This window comes from Enterobacter sp. MGH 38 (assembly GCF_000492855.1).
Lineage (GTDB): Bacteria > Pseudomonadota > Gammaproteobacteria > Enterobacterales > Enterobacteriaceae > Enterobacter > Enterobacter hormaechei_C.
Genome location: NZ_KI535608.1, coordinates 1,578,722 through 1,601,833 on the forward strand (window position 1 = coordinate 1,578,722; position 23,112 = coordinate 1,601,833).

Here is a 23,112-nt window from a genome sequence, read left to right on the forward strand (position 1 = left end):
TCAGCTTCATTCAGCCTGTCTGGTAACAATTCTGTTTTTACCGTTGTGCTTAGCCTCATACAACGCCTCGTCCACGTCACGCATAATATCATTGCCGTTGACGTTATTCTGAATGGCTGAGCACACGCCGATACTTAATGTGACCTTTACAGGGAGAGCATAATGATAGCCCGGCCCGGTGCGCTGTTGAACGTTCTGGCGAATACGCTCTGCGACGGCAATAGCCTGCTTACCGTCGGTATCCGGCAGTAGCAGACCAAATTCCTCGCCTCCCAGTCGGGCAAAGATGTCGTTATCGCGAATGCTGTCTTTGATAATATCCACGACCGCCAGAATCACGCGATCCCCCACAAGATGGCCCCAGTTATCGTTAATCGACTTAAAGTTGTCGATGTCCAGCATCATAATGCTGGTCCCCTTTTCTGTCCTGAGCGAGCGGACCCGCGGAAGTGCCTCATAAAAATATTTACGGTTGTAGATCTGAGTAAGCGGATCGCGATCAACCCGATCGCCGAAAATTTTCAACAGGTTAAAGACATGGAATATTAAGGTACAAATCACAAATAATTTGCTGAGGACCTCTACTGCCCGGCTGATATACCAGAGCGACAGATTGTAGGTATCAAGCAGTAAGAGGAAAAAATTGTAAACGATGGCGGAAAGGCAAACCACAATAATACTGTTCCAGATCCCGGACGCCAGGCGTGTCACAGAGATCATATAACAAAGTAAAGCCGACCAGAGCAGGATCAGAACGTTTACGTACCTGATATCCCAGACAGGATAATGATGTTCATCTTCGTATGCTGCAATCGTTAATGTCCAGGCCGGATGGTAGCTGCTTAGATAATGGGCCAGCATCGGAAACATAACCAGTGTCATCATTAATGCTAACGTCATGCTGATCTTATTTCGGAATCTGAGCGTGGATCGTCTCGTGATTTTTTCCACACGGACCGCCAGCGCCAGTAATACGATAAAGCTCAGCTGCCGAAAAAAATAGAATACCGCCGTATCGTTGGTTTTTGCCGCCTGGGTAAAACCAGCATGCTCCGGAAGCTGAATGACAATGATCGTCTCAATGAAATAAACCAGCCCACTAAGAAATGCCAGGCTCAGAATGAATAAGGAAAAACGCGATCGGTCGGAGGCATACAGCATCTGGATAAAAATAAAGATAATGGTATCCAGAAAGAACAGCGCAATCATGACGATCAAATAGGTGGTCATAGGCACCCTGAAACCAGGATTATCATTCACGCAAAAGGAGTTCACCGCGATCATAAGTGCAAAAAGCGCCGCACCTGACAGCATGATCAGTTTTTCGGCCAACGTTATATTTTTCATCTTCCTTCTTACCGCACACAGATAAAGACTCAAAATGGCATAGCCGTTATCGACCCTCGCGCAATTTTAAAGCGTTTAAAGGGCTAAACGGATCATTTTGCGCAAAAGGCGCTGGACACATCAGCATGAGGGCGGCGTCACGGTGCCCGCTGGTTGGATGAGGCGAACCCCGCGTGCGGTGATATACTGCTGGGATACACACGAAACGGCCTGATGAAGAGTCAGTTCAACCTCTTCCGTGAGCCCATTCACGGCGCAGGAGCGAGAAATATCGTGACACATGGGGCTGTGAGTGGGCTATAATTTCGAGCTAATTTCGAATGATTTTGAAATACTGCCTGTAACGCTATGAATTACAAGGCAAAATAAGCAATGAATATAAGGATTAAAGCTATGGGTTTTCTTTCCGGTAAGCGCATTCTGGTGACTGGCGTTGCCAGCAAACTGTCCATCGCATACGGCATCGCACAGGCAATGCATCGCGAAGGCGCTGAGCTGGCGTTCACCTACCAGAACGACAAGCTGAAAGGCCGTGTTGAAGAATTTGCCGCGCAGCTGGGTTCCAGCATTGTTCTGGAATGTGACGTTGCACAAGACGAAAGCATTGATGGCATGTTTGCTGAACTGGCAAAAGCATGGCCGAAATTCGACGGTTTTGTTCACTCCATCGGCTTCGCTCCTGGCGACCAGCTGGACGGCGACTATGTGAACGCGGTTACCCGTGATGGCTTCAAAATCGCCCACGACATCAGCTCCTACAGCTTCGTTGCAATGGCAAAATCCTGCCGCGCGATGCTGAACCCGGGCGCAGCCCTGCTGACCCTGTCCTACCTCGGCGCAGAACGTGCTATCCCTAACTACAACGTTATGGGTCTGGCGAAAGCGTCTCTGGAAGCCAACGTGCGCTACATGGCGAACGCAATGGGTCCTGAAGGCGTGCGTGTTAACGCTATTTCTGCGGGTCCAATCCGTACCCTGGCCGCTTCCGGTATCAAAGATTTCCGTAAAATGCTGGCACACTGCGAAGCGGTTACCCCGATTCGTCGTACCGTTACCATCGAAGATGTGGGTAACTCTGCGGCATTCCTGTGCTCTGACCTTTCCGCAGGTATCTCCGGCGAAGTGGTTCACGTTGACGGCGGCTTCAACATCGCTGCAATGAACGAGCTGGAAATCAAATAAGCTTGTCACTCTCTTCCCGCCAGGGAAGAGAGTTTCTCACCGCCCCGCTCCTAGTTATTCCGTTCTGCTATTTGTTATCACCTAACAATATTTTTCCCCTCATCCGCCTTACGCCAGGATATTGATCGCCATTTTGAGATCAAGGAACGCCCATGGAACAACGCCGTTTTTCCGGCAAAGGCCACTGGTATCATGAAACCCAGTCGAATCATTCGCAGACGGACGTTCTGCCGCTGGTGCCCGAAGCCGCTAACGTCGACGACCGTTTTTTGCTCGATTTAGCCCTGCCCGATGACATTCTCGCAAGCTGTGCTGGTTGGCTTACGCCTGCCCGAACCCTGTGTCATCTTTTGTTCCCGCTTGATACTCCCGTGAACCGTCTGCATACGCTCAGCGCCTACGACAGGCTGAGCACGGCATTAACGGTTGCCCAGGCGTGTGGTGTTCAGCGGCTCTGTAACCACTACGCTGCCCTGCTCGCCCCTCTTCCGGGGCCGGACTCCTCCCGGGAAAGCAATCGACGCCTTGCAGAAATTACCCAGTATGCCCGCCAGTTAGCAAGCTCACCCGATGTGATCGATGACAAAGCCCAAAACCAGCTTGATGAGGTTGGACTCACAACGTATGACATTGTGCTTATCAACCAGATCATCGGCTTTGTCGGTTTTCAGGCGCGAGTGGTCGCGGTATTTCAGGCATTGCTTGGCCATCCGGTACGCTGGTTGCCCGGGCACCACATTCAGCCCCATACGCTGCCGGTCAGCTTCAGCAGATGGACCGCCACGCTACCCGCGGTTGAGCTAAAATATGCCAGTGCGCTTCAGCTTGAGGCGCTCTCACGCTGGCAGGCGGAACCGGCGCTTGAAGCGCTCACCCCTGTGCTGTGTCATGAGCCGATGCTGCTTAATCTGACGGGCGAAATTCTGCTTAACCATCCGCTAAGTGAAGGCCCCGCGTCTTCGATGATCTCAGCCGCTCGTGCGCTGCTCGTCGCCTCTCCGGATCGCTTTAGCGCCGCCCAGTTAACGCCCCTGACCGGGTCAGGTCTCTCGCCAGAGAAGGCCATCAATCTGCTAACCCGAGATGCATTTTATGGCTGGCTGGACCGTCTGCGTGTGGCGCTCGGCAAAGAGGAATAACCATACTCTTTACCTAAAGAGCGCTTGCTGTAGCAGTGAGATTCGCGTAAAACTGTCAGCCGCTCAATGGCTACGAAAATAGAACATTATGTTTCAGGACAACCCGCTGCTAGCGCAGCTTAAACAGCAACTGCATTCCCAGACGCCGCGTGCAGAAGGGGTCGTAAAAGCCACGGAAAAGGGCTTTGGCTTTCTTGAAGTTGATGGGCAGAAGAGCTACTTCATTCCGCCTCCTCAGATGAAGAAAGTGATGCATGGCGACCGTATTTCGGCCGTTATTCATACCGAAAAGGAACGAGAGTCTGCCGAGCCGGAAGCACTGATCGAACCTTTCCTGACCCGCTTTGTCGGGAAAGTGCATAAAAAAGACGATCGTCTTTCCGTCGTGCCGGACCATCCTCTCCTGAAAGATGCTATTCCGTGCCGCGCCGCGCGTGGCGTTGAGCATGATTTTGTTGAGGGTGACTGGGCGGTTGCTGAGATGCGCCGTCATCCTTTAAAAGGCGATCGCGGTTTCTACGCCGAGCTTACCCAATACATTACCTTCGGCGACGACCATTTCGTCCCATGGTGGGTGACGCTGGCGCGCCACAATCTCGAAAAAGAAGCGCCTGATGGCGTGGCGACTGAAATGCAGGACGAAGGTCTGGAACGTCGCGATCTGACGGCGCTGGACTTTGTCACCATTGACAGCGCCAGCACCGAGGATATGGACGATGCGCTGTATGCCGAAGAGACAGTCGATGGCAAACTGCATCTGACCGTCGCCATCGCCGACCCTACCGCATGGATTGTCGAAGGCAGCAGGCTGGACGAGATGGCCAAAGTGCGCTCGTTCACCAACTACCTGCCTGGCTTTAACATTCCGATGTTGCCGCGTGAACTTTCCGACGATCTTTGTTCGCTGCGTGCGCATGAAGTACGTCCGGTGCTGGCATGTCGGATGACCATTGCGGCTGACGGTACCATTGAAGAAGATATTGAATTCTTCGCCGCCACCATCGAATCCAAAGCCAAGCTGGCCTATGACGACGTGTCCGACTGGCTGGAGAACACGGGCAACTGGAAACCCGAGTCGGACAACATTGCCGCACAAATTCGTCTGTTGCACCGCGTCTGCCTGAGCCGCAGCGAATGGCGTCAAACTCACGCGCTGGTCTTCAAAGATCGTCCGGACTACCGTTTTGTGCTGGGTGAAAAAGGTGAAGTGCTGAATATCGTCGCTGAGCCGCGCCGTATTGCCAACCGCATCGTTGAAGAAGCGATGATTTCCGCCAACATTTGTGCTGCACGCGTGCTGCGCGACAAATTAGGCTTTGGCATTTACAACGTGCACACCGGGTTTGATCCGGCGAACACCGAAGCGCTGGCTGCCCTGCTGAAAACCCATGACGTACACGTCGATCCTGAGGAAGTGCTGACCCTGCAAGGTTTCTGCAAACTGCGCCGCGAGCTGGACGCACAGCCGTCAGGGTTCCTCGACAGCCGTATTCGCCGCTTCCAGTCCTTTGCGGAAATCAGCACCGAGCCTGGCCCGCACTTCGGCCTTGGCCTTGAGGCTTATGCGACCTGGACCTCCCCGATCCGTAAGTACGGCGACATGGTTAACCATCGTCTGCTGAAAGCGATCATCAAAGGGGAATCTGTTGCCCGCCCACAGGATGGTACGACATTGCAGATGGCAGAACGTCGCCGTCTCAACCGTATGGCGGAGCGTGATGTCGGCGACTGGTTGTACGCGCGCTTCCTGAATGATAAGGCAGGGACTGATACCCGTTTCCCGGCTGAAATCATTGACATCAGCCGCGGCGGTATGCGCGTTCGCCTGGTGGATAATGGCGCCGTTGCCTTTATTCCTGCCCCGTTCCTGCATGCCGTCCGCGACGAACTGGTTTGTAGCCAGGAAAACGGGACCGTGCAAATTAAAGGCGAAACGGTTTACAAGGTCACTGACGTGATTGATGTCACCATCGCTGAAGTGCGCATGGAAACCCGCAGTATTATCGCGCGCCCTGTCGCCTGATAACCGCGTAAACTTCTGGCCGTTCCGTTAAGGGGTGGCCGGGAGTTCTCTCCTGAATTATCTCCCGCAAAATCATCGTTTTTTCTCACACTTTTCTGTTTCCCAACGCCACATTTCTCCAGAATTATCTACAGTAAAAGAGAGCCGTCATTGTCGACTGCAAATGAATAATTTGTGCGCTACTCAGCAGCCGCGGGAGAAAACGTGATGGACGATCTGGAGCAGAATTTGCTGTTTCGTTACATGGGTACGCATAGCCCCTGGTGGCGACTGACAGCAGACAGCAATGCTCTGCATCTTGCTGCCAGTGAAAGCGCTGACATCATTCAGGTGGTTGCGCTGGATGATGAACAGGCCGCGCTGATCCGCCAGCTCACCGTAATCACCTCCAGCATTGCCATGACCCTGCCTTTGTACGGTGTGGACGTTCCCGTTCATCTTGTCGGCCGTAAAATTAACAAAAATGAGTGGGCAGGAACGGCATCAGCCTGGAACGATACCCCTTCCGTTGCGCGCGACCTGGCGCAGGGGCTCTCCTTCGCCGAACAGGTAGTTTCCGAGGCTAACTCCGTGATTGTGATCCTCGACCAGAACGGGAATATTCAGCGCTTCAACCGTTTAAGTGAAGAATATACGGGCCTGAAGGAACAGGAAGTTATCGGGCAAAACGTGTTCAAACTGTTTATGAGCCGCAGCGAAGCCGCGGCCTCCAAACGCAACATCACCGGTTTTTTTCGTAACGGCAGCTCCTACGAAGTTGAACGCTGGATCAAGACCCGCAAGGGGCAGCGCCTGTTTCTCTTCAGAAATAAATTTGTTCACAGCGGCAGCGGAAAAAATGAAATTTTCCTCATCTGTTCAGGTACCGACATAACCGAGGAGCGTCGGGCCCAGGAGCGCCTGCGCGTTCTCGCCAATACGGATACGATTACCGGTTTGCCTAACCGAAATGCCATCCATGAGCTGATCTCTGATGCCATCACCGCTCGGGGTGATACGCAGGTTGGCGTAGTTTATCTCGATCTGGATAATTTTAAAAAAGTGAACGATGCCTATGGGCATATGTTTGGCGACCAGCTGCTACAGGCCGTTGCGCTGGCGATCCTGAGCTGCCTGGACGAAGGACAAACCCTGGCGCGCCTGGGTGGGGATGAGTTTATCGTGATGGCCACCGATACCTCGCAGGGCGCGCTGGAAGCGATGGCGTCGCGAATACTGACCCGACTGCGTCAACCTTTCCGCATCGGACTGATTGAGGTTTACACCGGCTGCTCGCTGGGCATTGCGCTTGCGCCCCAGCACGGTAACGATCGCGAAAGCGTCATTCGCAATGCCGACACCGCCATGTACACCGCCAAAGAAAATGGCCGGGGCAAATTCTGCGTCTTCTCGCCAGAGATGAACCAGCGCGTATTTGAATACCTGTGGCTGGATACTAACCTGCGTAAAGCGCTGGATAACGATCAGCTGTTAATCCACTACCAGCCCAAAATGACCTGGCGCGGCGAAGTCAGAAGTCTGGAGGCGCTGGTGCGCTGGCAGTCGCCAGAGCGTGGCCTGATCCCGCCGATGGAGTTTATCTCCTATGCAGAGGAATCAGGGCTGATTGTGCCTCTGGGCCGCTGGGTTATGCTTGATGTGGTGCGCCAGGTAGCAAAATGGCGCGACAAGGGGATCAACATGCGCGTCGCGGTCAACGTCTCCGCCCGTCAGCTGGCGGACCAGACCATCTTCAGTGACCTGAAGCAGGCGCTGAAAGACCTGAATTTTGAATACTGCCCGATTGACGTGGAATTAACCGAAAGCTGTCTCATTGAAAATGAAGAACTGGCCCTGTCAGTGATCCAGCAATTTAGCCGCCTGGGAGCGCAAATTCATCTGGATGACTTTGGTACGGGGTACTCTTCCCTGTCGCAACTGGCGCGCTTCCCTATCGATGCCATTAAGCTTGACCAGTCTTTCGTGCGGGATATCCATAAGCAGTCCATTTCACAGTCGCTGGTGCGTGCGATAGTCGCCGTGGCGCAGGCGTTAAATTTGCAGGTCATTGCTGAAGGGGTGGAAAGTGCAAAAGAAGACGCCTTTCTGACGAAGAATGGCGTCAACGAACGGCAGGGTTATCTTTTTGCTAAGCCCATGCCCGCTGCCGCATTCGAGCGATGGCTAAAACGTTATCAGGCCAGGAATGTCCGTTAGCTGGCTTTGCGTAAGCCCGTCGCCTGATGGCGATTTTGCAGCATAACCAGCCGCTCCATGTAGGCGATATCCTTCGGTTCAAGGCAGAAGGCGGCATCAACCCAATCCTCAGTAATGTCCATCAACTCGCTTCGCGGAAGTGGCAGCACGCGCGTACGTGCACGCAGCATGGCCCTTACGCCGTTCAGCTTCGGCTGTAGCGTGTCGATAAACGTCCGCACCGAAACATAGCTCTGTAACGGCTCAAATAAGAGATCCACAAGACCATGCTGCTCATACCATTCCGCCGTATGCGTCTCACCTTTGTAGATCAGCGCCTCCGCCATTTTCATGCCGGCACGACGCGCCACCAGTGAATAGCCGCCCATGCCTGGGAACAGATTGAACGCGATTTCCGGAAAGCCTAATCGGGCATCGCGCTGGGCCAGAATGAAATGATGCGCCAGCGCGGCTTCAAACCCGCCCCCTAAAGCGCTTCCTTCCACCATAGCCAGCGTGACAGCGCCGGTATCAAACCCTCGCGAGGCGGCATGAACGCAGTCCACACAGGCCCGGGCATAGGCGCGTAACGCTTCGCGTCGGTTGTTTTTGATGCACTCAACGAAGAACTGTAAATCACCGCCGGTATTGTAGATGTCGGGGACCAGCGATCCGGTGACCCAAAAATCAACGACAAATCCGGACTGTCGAACCAGCCAGGAGAGATTCATGATCTCCTCGATCAGCGCATGGTTGAAGCAAGGCCGTGGCGTGGCGCGTAACATCATCCACACCGTACGCCGTTCGGCCTCATAATAAGCCGCCAGTTGAGTGAATCGTTCAGCATCAGTAAACAATGTGCAGGTTGTCTGGTTGATAACTGTCATAGTCGAATTCCTCTTATAAAAAAGCGCGTTGCGCGCAGTTTTAGACTAATCCACCCCTACAACCCGCAGCAGACGGGGGTTAAATTTATCACTTTCATTTTTGGACTTTGGTTATTGCATTTTTTACCTTCTCTTTTGAATCAATTTTCTGCATCATTGATAATATTAACTTTTCGCTTCAGGGTGAGCTTATGTCTAACATTGATGCAACAGCCGTGGCGCAGCGTATTGATACTGTGCTGGATATTCTTGTCGCAGGCGATTATCACTCTGCTATCCGTAATCTTGAGATCCTCAAGTCTGAACTGCTGGCTGAGAACGGCGCTGATAACGCTCCAGAATCCACTCAACCTAAAGCCCCGTGGGAAGTGTAACCACGTCGTTTCCGACCTTGCCTTTTAAATGGATGCTATGAACTCCCGACAACAAATCATTTTGCAGATGGTGATCGATCAGGGGCGCGTAAGCGTGGTCGATCTCGCTAAAGCCACCGGCGTTTCTGAAGTCACCATTCGTCAGGATCTGAATCTTCTGGAAAAACAGAGCTACCTGCGGCGTGCGCACGGATATGCCGTTCCACTGGACAGCGACGACGTTGAAACCCGCATGATGAACAATTATGCGCTCAAGCGGGAGCTGGCGGAGTTTGCTGCATCCCTGGTGAATAACGGTGAGACCGTCTTTATTGAAAATGGCAGCAGTAACGCCCTTCTGGCGCGCACGCTTGCCGATCAAAAAGACGTTACCATCATCACCGTAAGCAGCTATATTGCCCATCTGTTGAAGGAAACTCGCTGCGAGGTGATTCTGCTGGGCGGCATTTACCAGAAGAAAAGCGAAAGCATGGTGGGGCCATTAACGCGCCAATATGTTCAGCAAGTTCACTTCAGTAAGGCATTCATAGGTATTGATGGCTGGCAGCCCGACACCGGCTTTACCGGCCGCGACATGATGCGTTCAGACGTGGTTAACGCCGTACTCGCCAAAGAGTGTGAAGCGATTGTGCTGACCGACAGCTCTAAGTTTGGCGCCGTACACCCTTATACGATGGGGCCGGCCTCGCGCTTCAGCCGTGTAATCACGGATGAGCGTTTGCGTGATGAATATCGCCAGCAATTAGAACAAGACGGTCTGACTGTCGATATTGTAAAAAAAACAGCCTGATTATCCTGCTGCGCCCGAATAATGGGCGCACTTAAACCTTTCTCTGAGAGTATTCCGACCCTTCCTTTAAGAGTTTTTACCTGTTGAAACCGTTCTAAACACGTAAAATTAGTATTAGCGATATAACAGGAAGTGACTATCACCTGCGTGATGATGAAACGCCTGCGCGACCAGCTTTCACGGGAACAGAATTTAAGTATGGATATTGTCTATACTTAAAGTGCATTCCTTTCCGTGAATCGATAATTCAGGAGAAAGTATTATGACCTTTACCAGCAAAAAATTAGCCGCCGCTGTTCTGGCAATCACTGTAGCAATGTCCCTGAGCGCTTGCTCTAACTGGTCTAAACGTGACCGTAACACCGCGATTGGTGCCGGTGCTGGTGCGCTTGGTGGTGCAGTATTAACGGATGGTAGTACGCTGGGTACATTAGGTGGTGCTGCCGTAGGTGGTATTATCGGTCACCAGGTGGGCAAATAATCACCATAACGGCTCTCACCGGCATAATAATATATTAAGTATTTTCAGGTCTGACTTACGCACGTAAAAAAAGAGCCACGGCAATGTCCGTGGCTCATTTATTTTAGCCGCCCGCCAGTTTGACTTTCATTCCTTTGGCTTCCAGCAGCGTTTTAATTAAATCTCGTTTATCGCCCTGAATCTCAATAATGCCGTCTTTTACTGCCCCACCGCATCCGCACTTCTTTTTAAGCTCAGCGGCGAGCTTTACCAGGTCTGCATCATCCAGGTCAATGCCGGTGACAAGGCAAACGCCTTTCCCTTTTCTGCCGCTGGTCTGGCGCTGAATTCGCACGATACCATCGCCTTTTGGACGTTCAGCTTTCTCTTTTGGCTCTTCAATGCGCCCGGTATCCGTTGAATAGACCAGACGACTGTTGGCGTCACGCATTATGCCCCCTTTTTCAGTGATGCATTAATCGCTTTCAGGGTCTCTGCCGGATGAGCGGATTGCGTCACCGGGCGACCAATCACCATATAGTCTACACCCGCGCTCAGCGCCTGCTCTGGCGTCATGATACGTCGCTGATCCCCTGACTCGCTGCCTGCTGGACGAATACCTGGCGTCACCAGTTTAAAATCGCGGCCTAACTCAGATTTGAAGCGAACCGCCTCCTGAGCCGAACAGACCACGCCATCGAGACCACACTGTTGCGTGAGGCGCGCCAGACGCTCTGCATGTTCGGCAGGTGACAACGTCACACCCAGGTCGCGCAGGTCGGATTCATCCATACTGGTCAGCACGGTGACGGCGATCAGAAGCGGAGCGTCATTACCAAACGGCACCAGCGCTTCGCGCGCAGCCGTCATCATGCGTGCCCCGCCCGATGCATGTACGTTAACCATCCACACGCCGAGTTCAGCTGCCGCAGCAACGGCGTGCGCAGTGGTATTTGGAATGTCGTGGAATTTCAGGTCGAGGAAAACGTCGAAACCACGTTGATGCAGATCGCGGACAATTTGTGGGCCGAACAGCGTAAACATCTCTTTGCCTACTTTCAGACGGCAATCGCGGGGATCAATGCCATCAACAAAGGCCAGTGCGGCGTCACGGTTATTGTAATCCAGAGCAACAACTACGGGAGAATCGGTAACTACGCGGGAAGTGGAGGATGTAACAGACGTCATGACCAGCCCTTTTCGTCTATGGGCGCGCAGCGGCGCGGAACAGATAAACGGCGTGCATTCTACCTGCCCTCGGGGTAAATGAACAGAATCGAATGCTTTTCCTGCTGAACCCCAGACCGCACGGTGCTGATGGAATTACTGTAACCATTAGTATGTTGTAACTAAAGTGCAGCGTTTTAAAAAATTACTGTCCGTCCAGACCTCGGATTGGCTTAATGGTGGACCACGCCCGGCAGGAAGGGCAATGCCAGTAGAGCGAATAGGCGGTGAAGCCGCATTTCTGGCAGCGATAGCGCGGTTTGCTGCGCACCTGTTCACCCACCATGTCTCGCAGCACCATCAGGCTCTCTTTAGCGCGCCCTTCTTCTGCGTCATTAAGGTGGTAATCCATCAGCTTATGGAAGACACGCATGGTAGGATGACGCTGCAACTGACGGGTAATGTATACCTGGGCGGTATCGCTCCCTTCATGCTCTTCGACGACATCTGACAGCATCAGCTCGGCTGTGGCACCTGTATTCTCTTCAACACAGCGACGCAGAAACGCAACCCACTCGTCCTGCTTACCGAGCTGCTGATAGCAGGTTTGCAGCATTTCCAACGTTTCGCTGACCAGCTCTTTGTCCTGATCGATAACGCGAAGCAGGCTCTCCACGGCTTTGGCGTAATCACCGTTAGCCATAAAGACCCGCCCCATCATGATCGAGATGCGCGCGCTGTTGCGATCGGCCGCTGCGCCTTTCTTTAACAGTGCCATGGCTTTATCCATGTCATCGCTACCCATCTGCTGGAGAGCCAGCTCGCAATAGAAGTGGGCAATTTCGACGCGCTGTTTGTCTTTGCCGAGTTTGACCAGCCGTTCAGCGGTATCAATCGCTTTTTGCCAGTCGCTGGTGGCCTGATAGATTTGCAGAAGCTGCTGAAGCGCACCGATACGGAAGTCCGTCTCATCCACCAGCTGAGAGAACATATCCTCGGCGCGATCGTAAAGCCCCGCGGCCATGTAATCCCGCCCAAGCTGCTGCACGGCCAGCAACCGTTGCTCATAGGTCAACGAAGCGCTTTCCATCAAGGTCTGGTGGATACGAATGGCACGGTCAACCTCTCCGCGCGAGCGGAACAGGTTTCCCAGGGTGAGATGCGCCTCAACGGTGCCGGTATCCTCTTTAAGCATATCGAGGAACAGATCCACCGCTTTATCCTGCTGATTGCTCAGCAGGAAGTTCACCCCCGCTACGTAGTCACGGGAGAGTCGGTTTGCTTCATCCTGTTTTGTTTGTTGCGCGCTTCTGCGGCCCATATACCAGCCATAGGCTGCGGCGACAGGCAAAAGCAGAAACAACAACTCCAGCATATTCGATTATTCCTTGACTACCGGCACACCAGAGCTCGCCGGAATGTCAGACGCAGGCGTAAGTTGATGTTCAAGTCGTTTAATTTTACGTTCAGCGCGAACAAGAGAAACACGAACCTTAAGCCAGAACAGGCCGCATACAAGCCAGCCGATGACAAACCCCGCCGCGAATAACACAGCCAGCAGGCTCGACACCCGGTACTCGCCCTGCGCCAGCAGATAGTTGAAACTTACCTGTTGATCGTTTTGCGCGCCCAATGTGACCGAAATGACAAAAATCGCCAACACCAGTAAGAAAATGAGTAAATATTTCACATGACTTCCCGTTATGTGGTTCGAGCGTATAAAGCGTGTTCAACTCACTGCAATCAGCCTTATAAGCTACCATTTTAGTGGCGGGCGCGAAATGGAAAAAGTAACGCGCCCTACATGGATTTATGGTCAAAATGCGGAATATCAACCTTCAGGTTCCGCCAGACTCCCTTTCGGCTATTTCTTCCTTCTCTTCCGGCGGCGGCGTCAATGGTCCACAAAAACGTTGTGCAAGCCAGGTCGCCAGCGTCACCAGTACCCACGAGATCAGCGTTGCCACCACCAAATCACGCGGCCAGTGCATCCCCAGCAGCATCCGGCTGCCCATTACGCCTGTCGCCCAGACCAGCAAAATCGCAATCGTGAGGGTACGCCGACGCGGCCACAGCAGTCCCACGCCAAGTAGCGCCCAGCTGGCAGCAAACATCGTATGCCCGGAAGGAAACGCAAAGCCGGTCTCTTTTTGCCAGTGTTTGCGTAAAAAGGTCGGGATATCCTGCTGTTCCGCAAGCTGCTCCTTTACCAGCGCACCGCGATCTTTACGCTTTAAATTGTAGAACTCATCCACCGGAACATGGTGCGTTTTTTCCAGCCAGACGACGAAAGGACGGGGTTCCTGCACGCGATCTTTCACCCACGACTTCACCCCCTGCCCGATAAGTATGGCCCCGCCGAGAATGGCAAACAGTACCAGCGCCGCGCGAAGGCGAAAGCGCAGGCACCACAGGAACCAGCCACAGAGCAGCACGTGCGTAATAATCCCCCACGGCTGGGTGACCGTCTCGGTTATCCAGTATAAGGCTTTCAGCCACGTCTCGTTTTGTCCGGGCTGCCACATCCAGCCGGAGAACCAAACGACCAGGGGGATAACGAGCAATACGGCGGCGCCTGCGGCCGTTCGTCTGGCAATTGAAAGCATGTCCTCTCCTTTTTCACTAAGCACCACAATCATAACTGAATTTCATCATTCAGGTGGATATGTCGGATTGTGCGTTTAACGTTTGTAAAGCGTGGTGGTGATTAGGTGAAGTTGCCGGGCTTGTGGCAAAATAGTCCAATACAGAAAGCATAATGGGGCAAAGGCACGAAACGTGTCAGCCTGGTCTGGAGAATCACATGCAGCTTAAACGTGTGGCAGAAGCCAAACTGCCAACCCCATGGGGCGATTTCCTGATGGTGGGTTTTGAAGAACTGGCAACCGGGCAAGATCACGTCGCCCTGGTATTCGGCGACATTTCGGGGCAAACGCCGGTGCTGTCCCGCGTTCATTCAGAGTGTCTGACCGGTGACGCGCTGTTCAGCCTGCGCTGCGACTGCGGTTTTCAGCTTGAAGCCGCCCTTTCTCATATCGCAGAGGAAGGACGTGGCGTTCTGCTGTATCACCGTCAGGAAGGTCGCAATATCGGCCTGCTGAATAAAATCCGCGCCTACGCGTTGCAGGATCAGGGCTACGATACCGTCGAAGCGAACCATCAGCTCGGCTTTGCTGCTGACGAGCGCGATTTCACCCTGTGCGCAGATATGTTCAAGCTGCTGGGCGTGGACGAAGTGCGTCTGTTGACCAATAACCCGAAAAAAGTGGAAATCCTCACTGAAGCGGGCATCAATATCGTGGAACGCGTACCGCTGATTGTCGGCCGAAACCCGAAAAACGCGCATTATCTCGATACCAAAGCCGCCAAAATGGGGCATTTACTGAGCGAGTAAACGCAAAACGCCCGGCACATGTGCCGGGCGAATTTTCAGTCCAGCATCTTACGAATCACATAATGTAAAATGCCGTCGTTCTGGTAATAGGTCAGCTCTGTTGCCGTATCAATACGACACCGGCAATCCAGCACTTCTGTCGTACCATCTGCGCGCGTTAATTTCACCGGAACGGTTTTACCCGGTTGCAGATTTTGCAGACCGCTGATATCAATCTGCTCTTCCCCGGTCAGACCCAGCGTTTTACGCGTCACGCCCTGCGGGAACTCCAGCGGCAGGATCCCCATGCCGATCAGGTTTGAGCGGTGGATACGTTCAAAGGATTCGGCAATCACCACGCGAACCCCGAGCAGACGCGGACCTTTTGCCGCCCAGTCGCGACTGGAACCGGAGCCGTACTCTTTACCGGCAATAACGGCCAGCGGCGTCCCCTCCTGCTGATACTTCATGGCTGCGTCATAAATTGAAATGACCTCTGTATCCGGCAGGTGGCGCGTCATGCCCCCTTCCACGCCCGGAACCATTTCATTGCGAATGCGGATGTTGGCAAAGGTCCCGCGCATCATCACTTCGTGGTTACCACGGCGCGAACCGTAGGAGTTGAAATCGCGACGTTCCACGCCACGGCTTTGCAGATATCGACCTGCCGGACTGTCCGCCTTGATGCTCCCAGCCGGAGAGATATGGTCGGTGGTGACGGAATCGCCCAGCATCGCCAGGATCCGCGCGCCGTGAATATCTTTCAGCGGTGCAGGCTCCGCCAGCATTTCGTCGAAGAATGGCGACAGGCGAATATAGGTGGAATCATCCTGCCAGTCATAGGTATCGGAACCCACCACGTCGATCGCTTTCCATTCCGCTGTGCCTTCGAACACTTCCGCATACTCTTTGCGGAACATCTCGGTGGAAACTTTCTCTACCGCGCGCGCAATTTCACGCGATGATGGCCAGATGTCTTTCAGATAGACCGGTTCATTTTTGCGATCGTGACCAATCGGATCGGTCGCCAGGTTAATGTTCATGTTTCCGGCCAGCGCATAGGCTACAACCAGCGGCGGCGAGGCCAGCCAGTTGGTTTTCACCAGCGGATGAATACGCCCTTCAAAGTTTCGGTTACCAGAAAGTACCGCGCCAACGGTCAAATCACCCTGCCTGATCGCCACTTCAATAGGCTCAGGCAGTGGACCAGAGTTACCGATACAGGTCGTACAGCCGTAGCCCACCAGGTTGAAGCCCAGCTCGTCGAGGTAAGGCGTGAGTCTGGCCTGCGCCAGATAATCGGAAACCACTTTCGAACCAGGCGCCAGAGAGGCTTTAACCCATGGCTGTGGCTTGAGCCCCAGTTCTACCGCTTTTTTTGCCAGCAGCCCGGCAGCCATTAACACACTCGGGTTGGACGTGTTGGTACAGGAAGTGATAGCGGCGATCACCACGGCGCCGTCAGGAAGCTGATACTGATGCCCGTTCAGAACATAGTCCACCGGACGGTGATCTTTTTGCGCGGCGTTAACCTCCAGCTCATTGCTGGCGGCAAAGGCTTTGGGAACGTTGCTCAGGGCGACGCGGTCCTGCGGACGTTTTGGCCCTGCGAGGCTTGCCTCAACGGTGCCCATATCCAGTTCCAGCGTACTGGTAAATACCGGCTCGTCACCCGGGTTACGCCACATGCCCTGCGCTTTGGTGTAGGCCTCAACGAGAGCCACCTGCTCCTCGCTGCGACCACTGAGGCGCATATACTCCAGCGTAACGCTATCAATCGGGAAAAAGCCGCAGGTCGCGCCATATTCCGGCGCCATGTTGGCGATGGTGGCCCGGTCCGCCAGCGGCAAGGAATCCAGACCATCGCCATAAAATTCAACGAATTTACCCACCACACCATGCTTACGCAGCATCTGGGTGACCGTCAGAACCAGATCCGTGGCGGTGATGCCTTCGGACAATTTACCGGTCAGCTTAAAGCCCACCACATCGGGAATGAGCATTGATACCGGCTGGCCGAGCATGGCCGCTTCCGCTTCAATACCACCGACGCCCCAACCCAGAACGCCAAGGCCGTTAATCATGGTTGTGTGTGAATCGGTGCCCACCAGCGTATCCGGGTAAGCCACCCACTCTTTATCCTGCAATTCACTCCAGACGGCTTTGCCGAGATATTCCAGGTTGACCTGGTGACAAATGCCGGTGCCCGGTGGAACAACGCTGAAGCGGCTGAACGCCTGCTGACCCCATTTCAGAAATACGTAGCGTTCATGGTTACGTTCCATCTCCAGACGGACGTTTTCGCCGAAAGCATCGTCGTCACCAAAGTGATCGACGGTGACGGAGTGGTCAATGACGAGGTCTACCGGGGACAGGGGGTTAACCTTAGCAGTATCGCCCCCGAGACGCTTAACGGCTTCACGCATGGCAGCCAAATCCACAACCGCTGGTACGCCGGTGAAATCCTGCATAAGCACCCTGGCCGGGCGATAGGCAATTTCTCTGTCTGCATGTGCATTCTTCAGCCACCCTGCCAGAGCCTGGATATCCTCCTCGGTAACCGAGTCGCCATCCTGCCAGCGCAAGAGGTTTTCCAGTAAGACTTTCAACGACTTGGGTAACCGCGAAATGTCCCCAAGCGTTCTGGCAGCCAGCGGTAAGCTATAGTAGCGCCAGGTTTTATTTTCCGCCTGTAATGTGTCCTTACTGGCTTCGCGTAGGGTTAACGACATAAGCTCCTCCTTAAAAACAGGGATGTCCTGACAATCATCAGGGCTGTAATTAAAGATAACACAAAGATGTCGTAACGTTTTGATAACAACCCAAATTGATAAATTTAGGAATGGTCCAACACGAGGGATAAAACAAAAAACCCCGCCGTGGCGAGGTTTTACGATTTAGTGCAAGGCCAGCCAGAGGAGCTGACACCAGAAGAGGATCGACGCTGAGAATACGCCGAGCCATGACCAGTATTTTACGGTTGTCATGTTATTCATCATAGGGACACCAGACTTTAATTATTTAAGGTTGCGAGGTCTGCCCTCGTTCTATATTGCTGATGTGTATTTATTAAGGAGTACAAAAGCGCACAGTCTTTATTCAGACTATTTGCATCATTACGCAAAATTCAAAATTATTGTTTTTTGGGTTCGTCTTCCGCGAACACATCAATAAAGGCCTGCTGCTGTGGCGTCAGTTTCCAGGAAGCTGGCACGCTGGTTGCTGGCGCCTTACGGGCTTTGTGAGCATTGTCACGAAGCTGACACATCTCTTTTCTCGCTTCTGTACGCACCGTCATGACCATAATCAACCCCAGTAATTCCAGACAAGAAGAGCAACCACCACCCAGAACAGGGCAGAGCCAAGAAAGACCGCCAGCCAGGCTTTACGCTTAAGCACGGGATCCCTTTGCGGTTCTTCACTTCCTGACGGCATTGCTAACCTCATACAATCGACATCGCTTATCATTTAGAGACCAAACAATTGGCACAAGTAATCATCTGATGAGATAAATCCTAAAGAAACTTTAGCCGAAAAGCCAGTGAATTTACGTATCTGGGCCTGGGAAAATTCAATCTTTTGACCCGAAATAAATAATTGAAAAGAATAATTTGCACACCTGTAAATTAGTTTCTACTTTTGTCGCAAATTTGCGACAGTAAAACCATAGTCATTTAATGGGTTATGACGATATATGACAGTGGACGTAGATGATGATAATTCTAATTAAGGTTTAAAGGGTAATGACGGTATCTTTCCGTACCAGAAAGATACCGGGTGTGATTATTTGGCGGGAAGTTTAATGTCTTTAAACATCTCTTCGATGTCTTCATTGGAGCGTAACGCTACAGCTGTATCCACCACGTCGCGCGTTAAATGTGGCGCGAAGCGTTGAATAAAATCATACATATAGCTGCGCAGGAACGTGCTGCGACGAAAACCTATCTTGGTGGTGCTGTGGCTGAAAATATCATGCGCATCCAGACGCACCAGATCCGGGTCTGAGACAGGATCTACCGCCATGCTGGCAATAACCCCAACGCCCAGGCCCAGACGCACATATGTTTTTATGACGTCCGCATCCGTCGCCGTAAAGACAATCCGTGGCGTTAATCCGGCGCGGTTAAACGCGGTGTCCAGTTCAGAACGGCCCGTAAAGCCGAACGTATAGGTCACCAGCGGGTATTGCGCCAGTTCTTCGATTGTCACTTCGCCCTTCCCCGCCAGCGGGTGATCCGGGGTCACGACAATAGAGCGGTTCCAGTGGTAGCACGGGAGCATGACCAGATCATCGTACAGATGGAGCGCTTCCGTCGCGATAGCGAAGTCTGCATTGCCTTTAGATACGGCCTCTGCGATTTGCGTCGGTGAGCCCTGATGCATATGCAGGGAAACGCGGGGATAGCGTTCGATGAAACCTTTGATCACCCCGGGAAGCGCATAACGCGCCTGGGTGTGCGTGGTGGCAATATACAGAGAGCCTTTATCCGGCCAGGTATGTTCCCCAGCGACGGATTTAATGGCGTCGACTTTGGAGAGCACTTCCCGTGCGATGCGTATGATTTCCTGTCCAGCCGGCGTGACCTGAGTCAGGTGCTTACCGCTGCGGGCAAAGATCTGAATACCTAACTCATCCTCCAGCATACGCACCTGCTTGCTGATGCCGGGCTGCGAGGTATAAAGACCCTCTGCGGTGGAAGAGACATTGAGGTTATGATTGACGACCTCAACGATATAGCGAAGCTGCTGTAATTTCATGCCAGACCATCCGATTTAGCGCATGAGTCAATCGCTTAAGACGATTTAATAATAAGAAACGGGTTAACTATAACCACTATATCATTTATAGCCAGGCTGTATAGTACGGAACAAAAAATAATAACTACGTAATAAAAAAGGGCCGGAAGTCCGGCCCTTTCACAGGTAAATTACGGTAAGGGAAGATTATTTCTTGCCTTCAACCCATTTCCCGTCGACGAAGAAGGCTGACCATCCGGTCGCTTTGCCCTCTTTCTCTGCCGCCACGTACTGCTGCTTCGTTTTACGGCTGAAGCGCACCACGGTTTTGTTGCCTTCCGGATCCTGCTGTGGCGCATCGGCCAGGTAACGCAGTTTTTCCGGCAGACGGTCACGGAAGCGGTACAACTCTTCTACCAGCGGCGCACGGGTTTCGCGCGATTTCGGGAAGGTGTTGGCCGCCAGGAATACCCCGGCAGCGCCGTCACGTAGCACGAAATACGCGTCTGACTTCTCACACGGCAGCTCAGGAAGCGGAACCGGATCTTCCTTCGGCGGCGCAACTTCACCGTTACGCAGGATCTTACGCGTGTTTTTACAGTCGTCGTTGGTGCATGCCATGTACTTACCGAAGCGTCCCATTTTCAGGTGCATTTCGGAACCACATTTCTCACACTCAACGATCGGACCGTCATAGCCCTTAATGCGGAACTCACCTTCTTCGATCTCATAACCATCGCAGGTCGGGTTATTGCCACAAACGTGCAGTTTGCGTTTTGGATCGATCAGGTAGCTGTCCATCGCCGTGCCGCATTTCTTACAGCGGCGTTTGGCGCGCAGTGCGTTAGTCTCCGCATCGTCCCCTTCCAGCACGTTGAGAACTTCGTTCTCCGGCACGAGGTTGATGGTGGTTTTGCAACGCTCTTTCGGTGACAGCGCATAACCAGAGCAACCGAGGAACACGCCCGTGGTCGCGGTACGGATCCCCATTTTACGGCCACAGGTTGGGCAGTCGATGCTCGTCAGTACCATCTGGTTCGGCAGCATGCCGCCCTCTTCAGGATCTTTCTCGGCTTTCTCAAGCTGATTGGTAAAATCGCTGAAGAAGCTGTCGAGAACTTTCTTCCACTCTGCCTTATGGCTGGCAACCTCATCAAGGCTGTCTTCCATCTGCGCGGTGAAGTCATAGTTCATCAACTCGCGGAAGTTCGCTTCCAGACGGTCGGTGACAATCTCCCCCATTTTTTCAGCATAGAAACGACGGTTCTCAACGCGAACGTATCCACGATCCTGAATGGTCGAAATGATTGACGCATAGGTGGACGGGCGACCGATGCCGCGTTTTTCCAGCTCTTTCACCAGCGATGCTTCGCTGAAGCGCGCAGGTGGCTTGGTGAAGTGCTGAGCCGGGACCAGATCAACCAGCGACAGCTCGTCACCTTTGTTGACTGAAGGCAGCGTTCTGTCTTCATCACCTTTACGCAGCGCAGGCATCACTTTTGTCCAGCCGTCGAAGCGCAGAATACGGCCGCGCGCTTTCAGGCGGAAATCACCCGCGCCGACGGTCAGCGTGGTGGAGTCGTATTTCGCTGGCGTCATCTGGCAGGCGACGAACTGGCGCCAGATCAGCTGATACAGCTTCTGGGCGTCCGCTTCCATATCTTTCAGCGATTCTGCCAGAACGGAAACGTCAGAAGGTCGAATCGCTTCGTGCGCTTCCTGAGAATTCTCTTTGCTGGCGTACTGATTAGGACTGTCCGGCAGATATTTCTTACCGAAGTTGTCCTCGATATAGCCGCGCACCATGTTGACAGCGTCCTGGCTCAGGTTGGTGGAGTCAGTACGCATGTAGGTGATGTAACCCGCTTCATACAAACGCTGGGCCATCATCATGGTTTTCTTCACGCCGTAACCCAGACGCGTACTCGCCGCCTGCTGAAGCGTTGACGTGATAAACGGTGCGCCAGGCTTGCTGCTGGTCGGTTTGTCTTCACGATCCAGAACCTGATAACGCGCTTTTTCCAGCAGCGCCACGGCGGCCATGGTCTGATCGCGATTTTCAGGTCGGAACGGTTTGTCGTTGTGGTGGCTCACCTGCAACGGCAGCGCATCGCCGCCCGGCGTGGTGACATTCGCATCCACTTCCCAGAACTCTTCCGGGACGAACGCTTTGATCTCGCGTTCACGCTCAACAACAAGACGAACAGCAACAGACTGCACACGCCCCGCAGACAGGCCGCGAGCGACCTTTTTCCACAGCAACGGCGAGACCATGTAGCCTACAACGCGGTCCATAAAGCGACGCGCCTGCTGAGCGTTAACACGGTCGATATTCAGTTCACCCGGCTTTTCAAACGCCTGACGAATCGCATTCTTTGTAATTTCGTTGAACACTACACGGCTGTAGCGTTTGTCATCACCCCCGATCACTTCCCGCAGGTGCCATGCGATGGCCTCCCCTTCGCGGTCAAGGTCGGTTGCGAGATAAATGTGGTCTGCTTTTTCAGCAAGCTGTTTCAGCTCGTTAACGACTTTTTCTTTGCCTGGCAGCACTTCGTAATGTGCATCCCAGTTGTGCCATGGGTTAACACCCATGCGGTTGACAAGCGCGCTACGTTCATCCTTTTTAGGCTTTTTAGCCCCTTTGGTGGAGGTAGAGTCTGCGCTCTTTTTGCTGGCTGAGCCACTGGTCGGCAAGTCGCGAATGTGACCAACGCTGGACTTAACCACGTAGTCATTGCCCAGATATTTATTGATCGTTTTGGCTTTTGCCGGGGACTCAACGATGACGAGAGCTTTACCCATATTCACCTTTACCTAATTTAATTCTTCCAGGAATACGCCGCACGTTGATTTCCCTTCCGCTGACGACGAGCCATTGATATTGCGACGTCGTCAGGGGATATCAACCCCTATGTGTTACCGAACGTCAGAATGGCGACATCCAGGTCATTGAGTTTTCGGGTATTTTTCTCACATCAAAGTTCATTCGTGACGAATTCCCGGTCGAATGTCAAGCAATTCTGTTGCCAGAATGACGAAAGCGCACACTGTACCTGATAAAATTCGTTACGCAACTTTATTAGCATGCAAAAGCAAATCCCGCCAGCCAGCCCCTGTTCCTTATCCCCTCGGATAACAGGGAAAATTTGCCCCCGAAGCGACCCAGGCGTAGACTATTGTCACTGTTTAAGGAGTGGAATATGCAGAATACGACCCAACCCATTGACCGAGCTTCACTGCTTATCGAAGCAAACAAACTCATTCGCGACCATGAAGACACCCTGGCGGGGATTGAAGCGACTGGCGTGGAACAACGTAATGGCGTGCTGGTGTTCAGCGGTGAATACTTCCTTGATGAACAAGGATTACCCACCCCAAAAAGCACCGCCGTATTTAACATGTTTAAATACCTGGCGCATACCCTCTCAGAGAAGTACCACCTGGTCGATTAAAAC

At 53.0% G+C, this 23,112-nt stretch carries 22 protein-coding genes; 9 read left to right on the forward strand and 13 right to left on the reverse strand.

Annotated features, from left to right (window positions below; genetic code table 11):
• Window positions 1-6 precede the first annotated feature (6 nt).
• Window positions 7-1,347 (reverse strand): sensor domain-containing diguanylate cyclase, encoded by a 1,341-nt coding sequence (locus L384_RS03990; protein ID WP_023324794.1) that lies wholly within the window; start codon window positions 1,345-1,347, stop codon window positions 7-9.
• A 393-nt stretch (window positions 1,348-1,740) separates the two neighbouring features.
• Here L384_RS03990 and fabI point away from each other — a divergent pair, with 393 nt between their 5' ends.
• From fabI to pdeR, 4 genes are all read left to right on the forward strand, one after another.
• Window positions 1,741-2,529 (forward strand): enoyl-ACP reductase FabI, encoded by a 789-nt coding sequence (gene fabI / locus L384_RS03985; RefSeq protein ID WP_003856831.1) that lies wholly within the window; start codon window positions 1,741-1,743, stop codon window positions 2,527-2,529.
• A 152-nt stretch (window positions 2,530-2,681) separates the two neighbouring features.
• Entirely contained in the window at window positions 2,682-3,668 is a 987-nt protein-coding gene (locus L384_RS03980) for a CMD domain-containing protein (protein ID WP_022651347.1), read from the forward strand.
• Between the two features lie 88 nt (window positions 3,669-3,756).
• Window positions 3,757-5,691, forward strand: a complete 1,935-nt coding sequence (locus L384_RS03975) for an exoribonuclease II (RefSeq protein WP_023324795.1) — start codon at window positions 3,757-3,759, stop codon at window positions 5,689-5,691.
• A 204-nt stretch (window positions 5,692-5,895) separates the two neighbouring features.
• Window positions 5,896-7,887: a cyclic di-GMP phosphodiesterase gene (gene pdeR / locus L384_RS03970; RefSeq protein ID WP_003856827.1), complete on the forward strand. Its 1,992-nt coding sequence runs from the start codon at window positions 5,896-5,898 to the stop codon at window positions 7,885-7,887.
• On the opposite strand, the gene L384_RS03965 is transcribed toward pdeR, so the two are convergent.
• Entirely contained in the window at window positions 7,884-8,753 is an 870-nt protein-coding gene (locus L384_RS03965; RefSeq protein ID WP_003856826.1) for a crotonase/enoyl-CoA hydratase family protein, read from the reverse strand. The two genes, pdeR and L384_RS03965, sit on opposite strands and share 4 nt — an antisense overlap.
• A gap of 191 nt (window positions 8,754-8,944) precedes the next feature.
• On the opposite strand from L384_RS03965, the gene L384_RS03960 reads away from it, so the two are divergent.
• From L384_RS03960 to osmB, 3 genes are all read left to right on the forward strand, one after another.
• Window positions 8,945-9,127: a YciZ family protein gene (locus L384_RS03960; RefSeq protein WP_003856825.1), complete on the forward strand. Its 183-nt coding sequence runs from the start codon at window positions 8,945-8,947 to the stop codon at window positions 9,125-9,127.
• Window positions 9,128-9,164: 37 nt separating this feature from the next.
• On the forward strand, window positions 9,165-9,917 hold the full coding sequence (locus L384_RS03955; protein ID WP_003856824.1) for a DNA-binding transcriptional regulator YciT: 753 nt from the start codon (window positions 9,165-9,167) through the stop codon (window positions 9,915-9,917).
• A gap of 262 nt (window positions 9,918-10,179) precedes the next feature.
• Window positions 10,180-10,398: an osmotically-inducible lipoprotein OsmB gene (osmB, locus tag L384_RS03950; RefSeq protein ID WP_003856823.1), complete on the forward strand. Its 219-nt coding sequence runs from the start codon at window positions 10,180-10,182 to the stop codon at window positions 10,396-10,398.
• A 103-nt stretch (window positions 10,399-10,501) separates the two neighbouring features.
• Here osmB and yciH read toward each other — a convergent pair whose 3' ends face one another.
• The 5 genes from yciH to pgpB form a co-directional block, all read right to left on the reverse strand.
• Window positions 10,502-10,828 (reverse strand): stress response translation initiation inhibitor YciH, encoded by a 327-nt coding sequence (gene yciH / locus L384_RS03945; RefSeq protein ID WP_003856822.1) that lies wholly within the window; start codon window positions 10,826-10,828, stop codon window positions 10,502-10,504.
• Window positions 10,828-11,565, reverse strand: coding sequence for an orotidine-5'-phosphate decarboxylase (pyrF, locus tag L384_RS03940; protein ID WP_003856820.1), 738 nt, complete (start codon window positions 11,563-11,565; stop codon window positions 10,828-10,830). Before pyrF ends, yciH begins: the two co-directional genes overlap by 1 nt.
• Before the next feature lie 184 nt (window positions 11,566-11,749).
• Entirely contained in the window at window positions 11,750-12,919 is a 1,170-nt protein-coding gene (lapB, locus tag L384_RS03935; protein ID WP_003856819.1) for a lipopolysaccharide assembly protein LapB, read from the reverse strand.
• A gap of 6 nt (window positions 12,920-12,925) precedes the next feature.
• Window positions 12,926-13,234 (reverse strand): LapA family protein, encoded by a 309-nt coding sequence (locus L384_RS03930; protein ID WP_003856817.1) that lies wholly within the window; start codon window positions 13,232-13,234, stop codon window positions 12,926-12,928.
• 148 nt (window positions 13,235-13,382) lie between these two features.
• A complete protein-coding gene (gene pgpB, locus L384_RS03925; RefSeq protein ID WP_003856815.1) occupies window positions 13,383-14,150 on the reverse strand; it encodes a phosphatidylglycerophosphatase B in 768 nt (255 codons plus the stop codon).
• Between the two features lie 197 nt (window positions 14,151-14,347).
• Here pgpB and ribA point away from each other — a divergent pair, with 197 nt between their 5' ends.
• Entirely contained in the window at window positions 14,348-14,938 is a 591-nt protein-coding gene (gene ribA / locus L384_RS03920) for a GTP cyclohydrolase II (RefSeq protein WP_003856813.1), read from the forward strand.
• A gap of 35 nt (window positions 14,939-14,973) precedes the next feature.
• Here the strand turns inward: ribA and acnA are convergent, their stop codons facing one another.
• The 6 genes from acnA to topA all read right to left on the reverse strand — a co-directional run bounded on the left by acnA (window position 14,974) and on the right by topA (window position 22,459).
• On the reverse strand, window positions 14,974-17,649 hold the full coding sequence (acnA, locus tag L384_RS03915) for an aconitate hydratase AcnA (RefSeq protein WP_022651350.1): 2,676 nt from the start codon (window positions 17,647-17,649) through the stop codon (window positions 14,974-14,976).
• 165 nt (window positions 17,650-17,814) lie between these two features.
• A complete protein-coding gene (ymiC, locus tag L384_RS22840) occupies window positions 17,815-17,913 on the reverse strand; it encodes a small membrane protein YmiC (RefSeq protein ID WP_032103392.1) in 99 nt (32 codons plus the stop codon).
• A 137-nt stretch (window positions 17,914-18,050) separates the two neighbouring features.
• On the reverse strand, window positions 18,051-18,221 hold the full coding sequence (locus L384_RS22650) for a hypothetical protein (RefSeq protein ID WP_006810843.1): 171 nt from the start codon (window positions 18,219-18,221) through the stop codon (window positions 18,051-18,053).
• Between the two features lie 2 nt (window positions 18,222-18,223).
• A complete protein-coding gene (locus L384_RS03910) occupies window positions 18,224-18,364 on the reverse strand; it encodes a YmiA family putative membrane protein (protein ID WP_213808033.1) in 141 nt (46 codons plus the stop codon).
• A gap of 336 nt (window positions 18,365-18,700) precedes the next feature.
• Window positions 18,701-19,675 carry an HTH-type transcriptional regulator CysB gene (gene cysB / locus L384_RS03905; RefSeq protein ID WP_006810844.1) on the reverse strand — a complete coding sequence of 325 codons (975 nt, stop codon included), beginning with the start codon at window positions 19,673-19,675 and terminating at the stop codon, window positions 18,701-18,703.
• Between the two features lie 186 nt (window positions 19,676-19,861).
• Window positions 19,862-22,459 carry a type I DNA topoisomerase gene (gene topA, locus L384_RS03900; protein ID WP_003856806.1) on the reverse strand — a complete coding sequence of 866 codons (2,598 nt, stop codon included), beginning with the start codon at window positions 22,457-22,459 and terminating at the stop codon, window positions 19,862-19,864.
• 398 nt (window positions 22,460-22,857) lie between these two features.
• Between topA and L384_RS03895 the strand changes: the two genes are divergently transcribed.
• Complete coding sequence (locus L384_RS03895) at window positions 22,858-23,109, forward strand: YciN family protein (protein ID WP_003856804.1); 252 nt, start codon at window positions 22,858-22,860, stop codon at window positions 23,107-23,109.
• The last annotated feature ends 3 nt before the right edge of the window (window positions 23,110-23,112 follow it).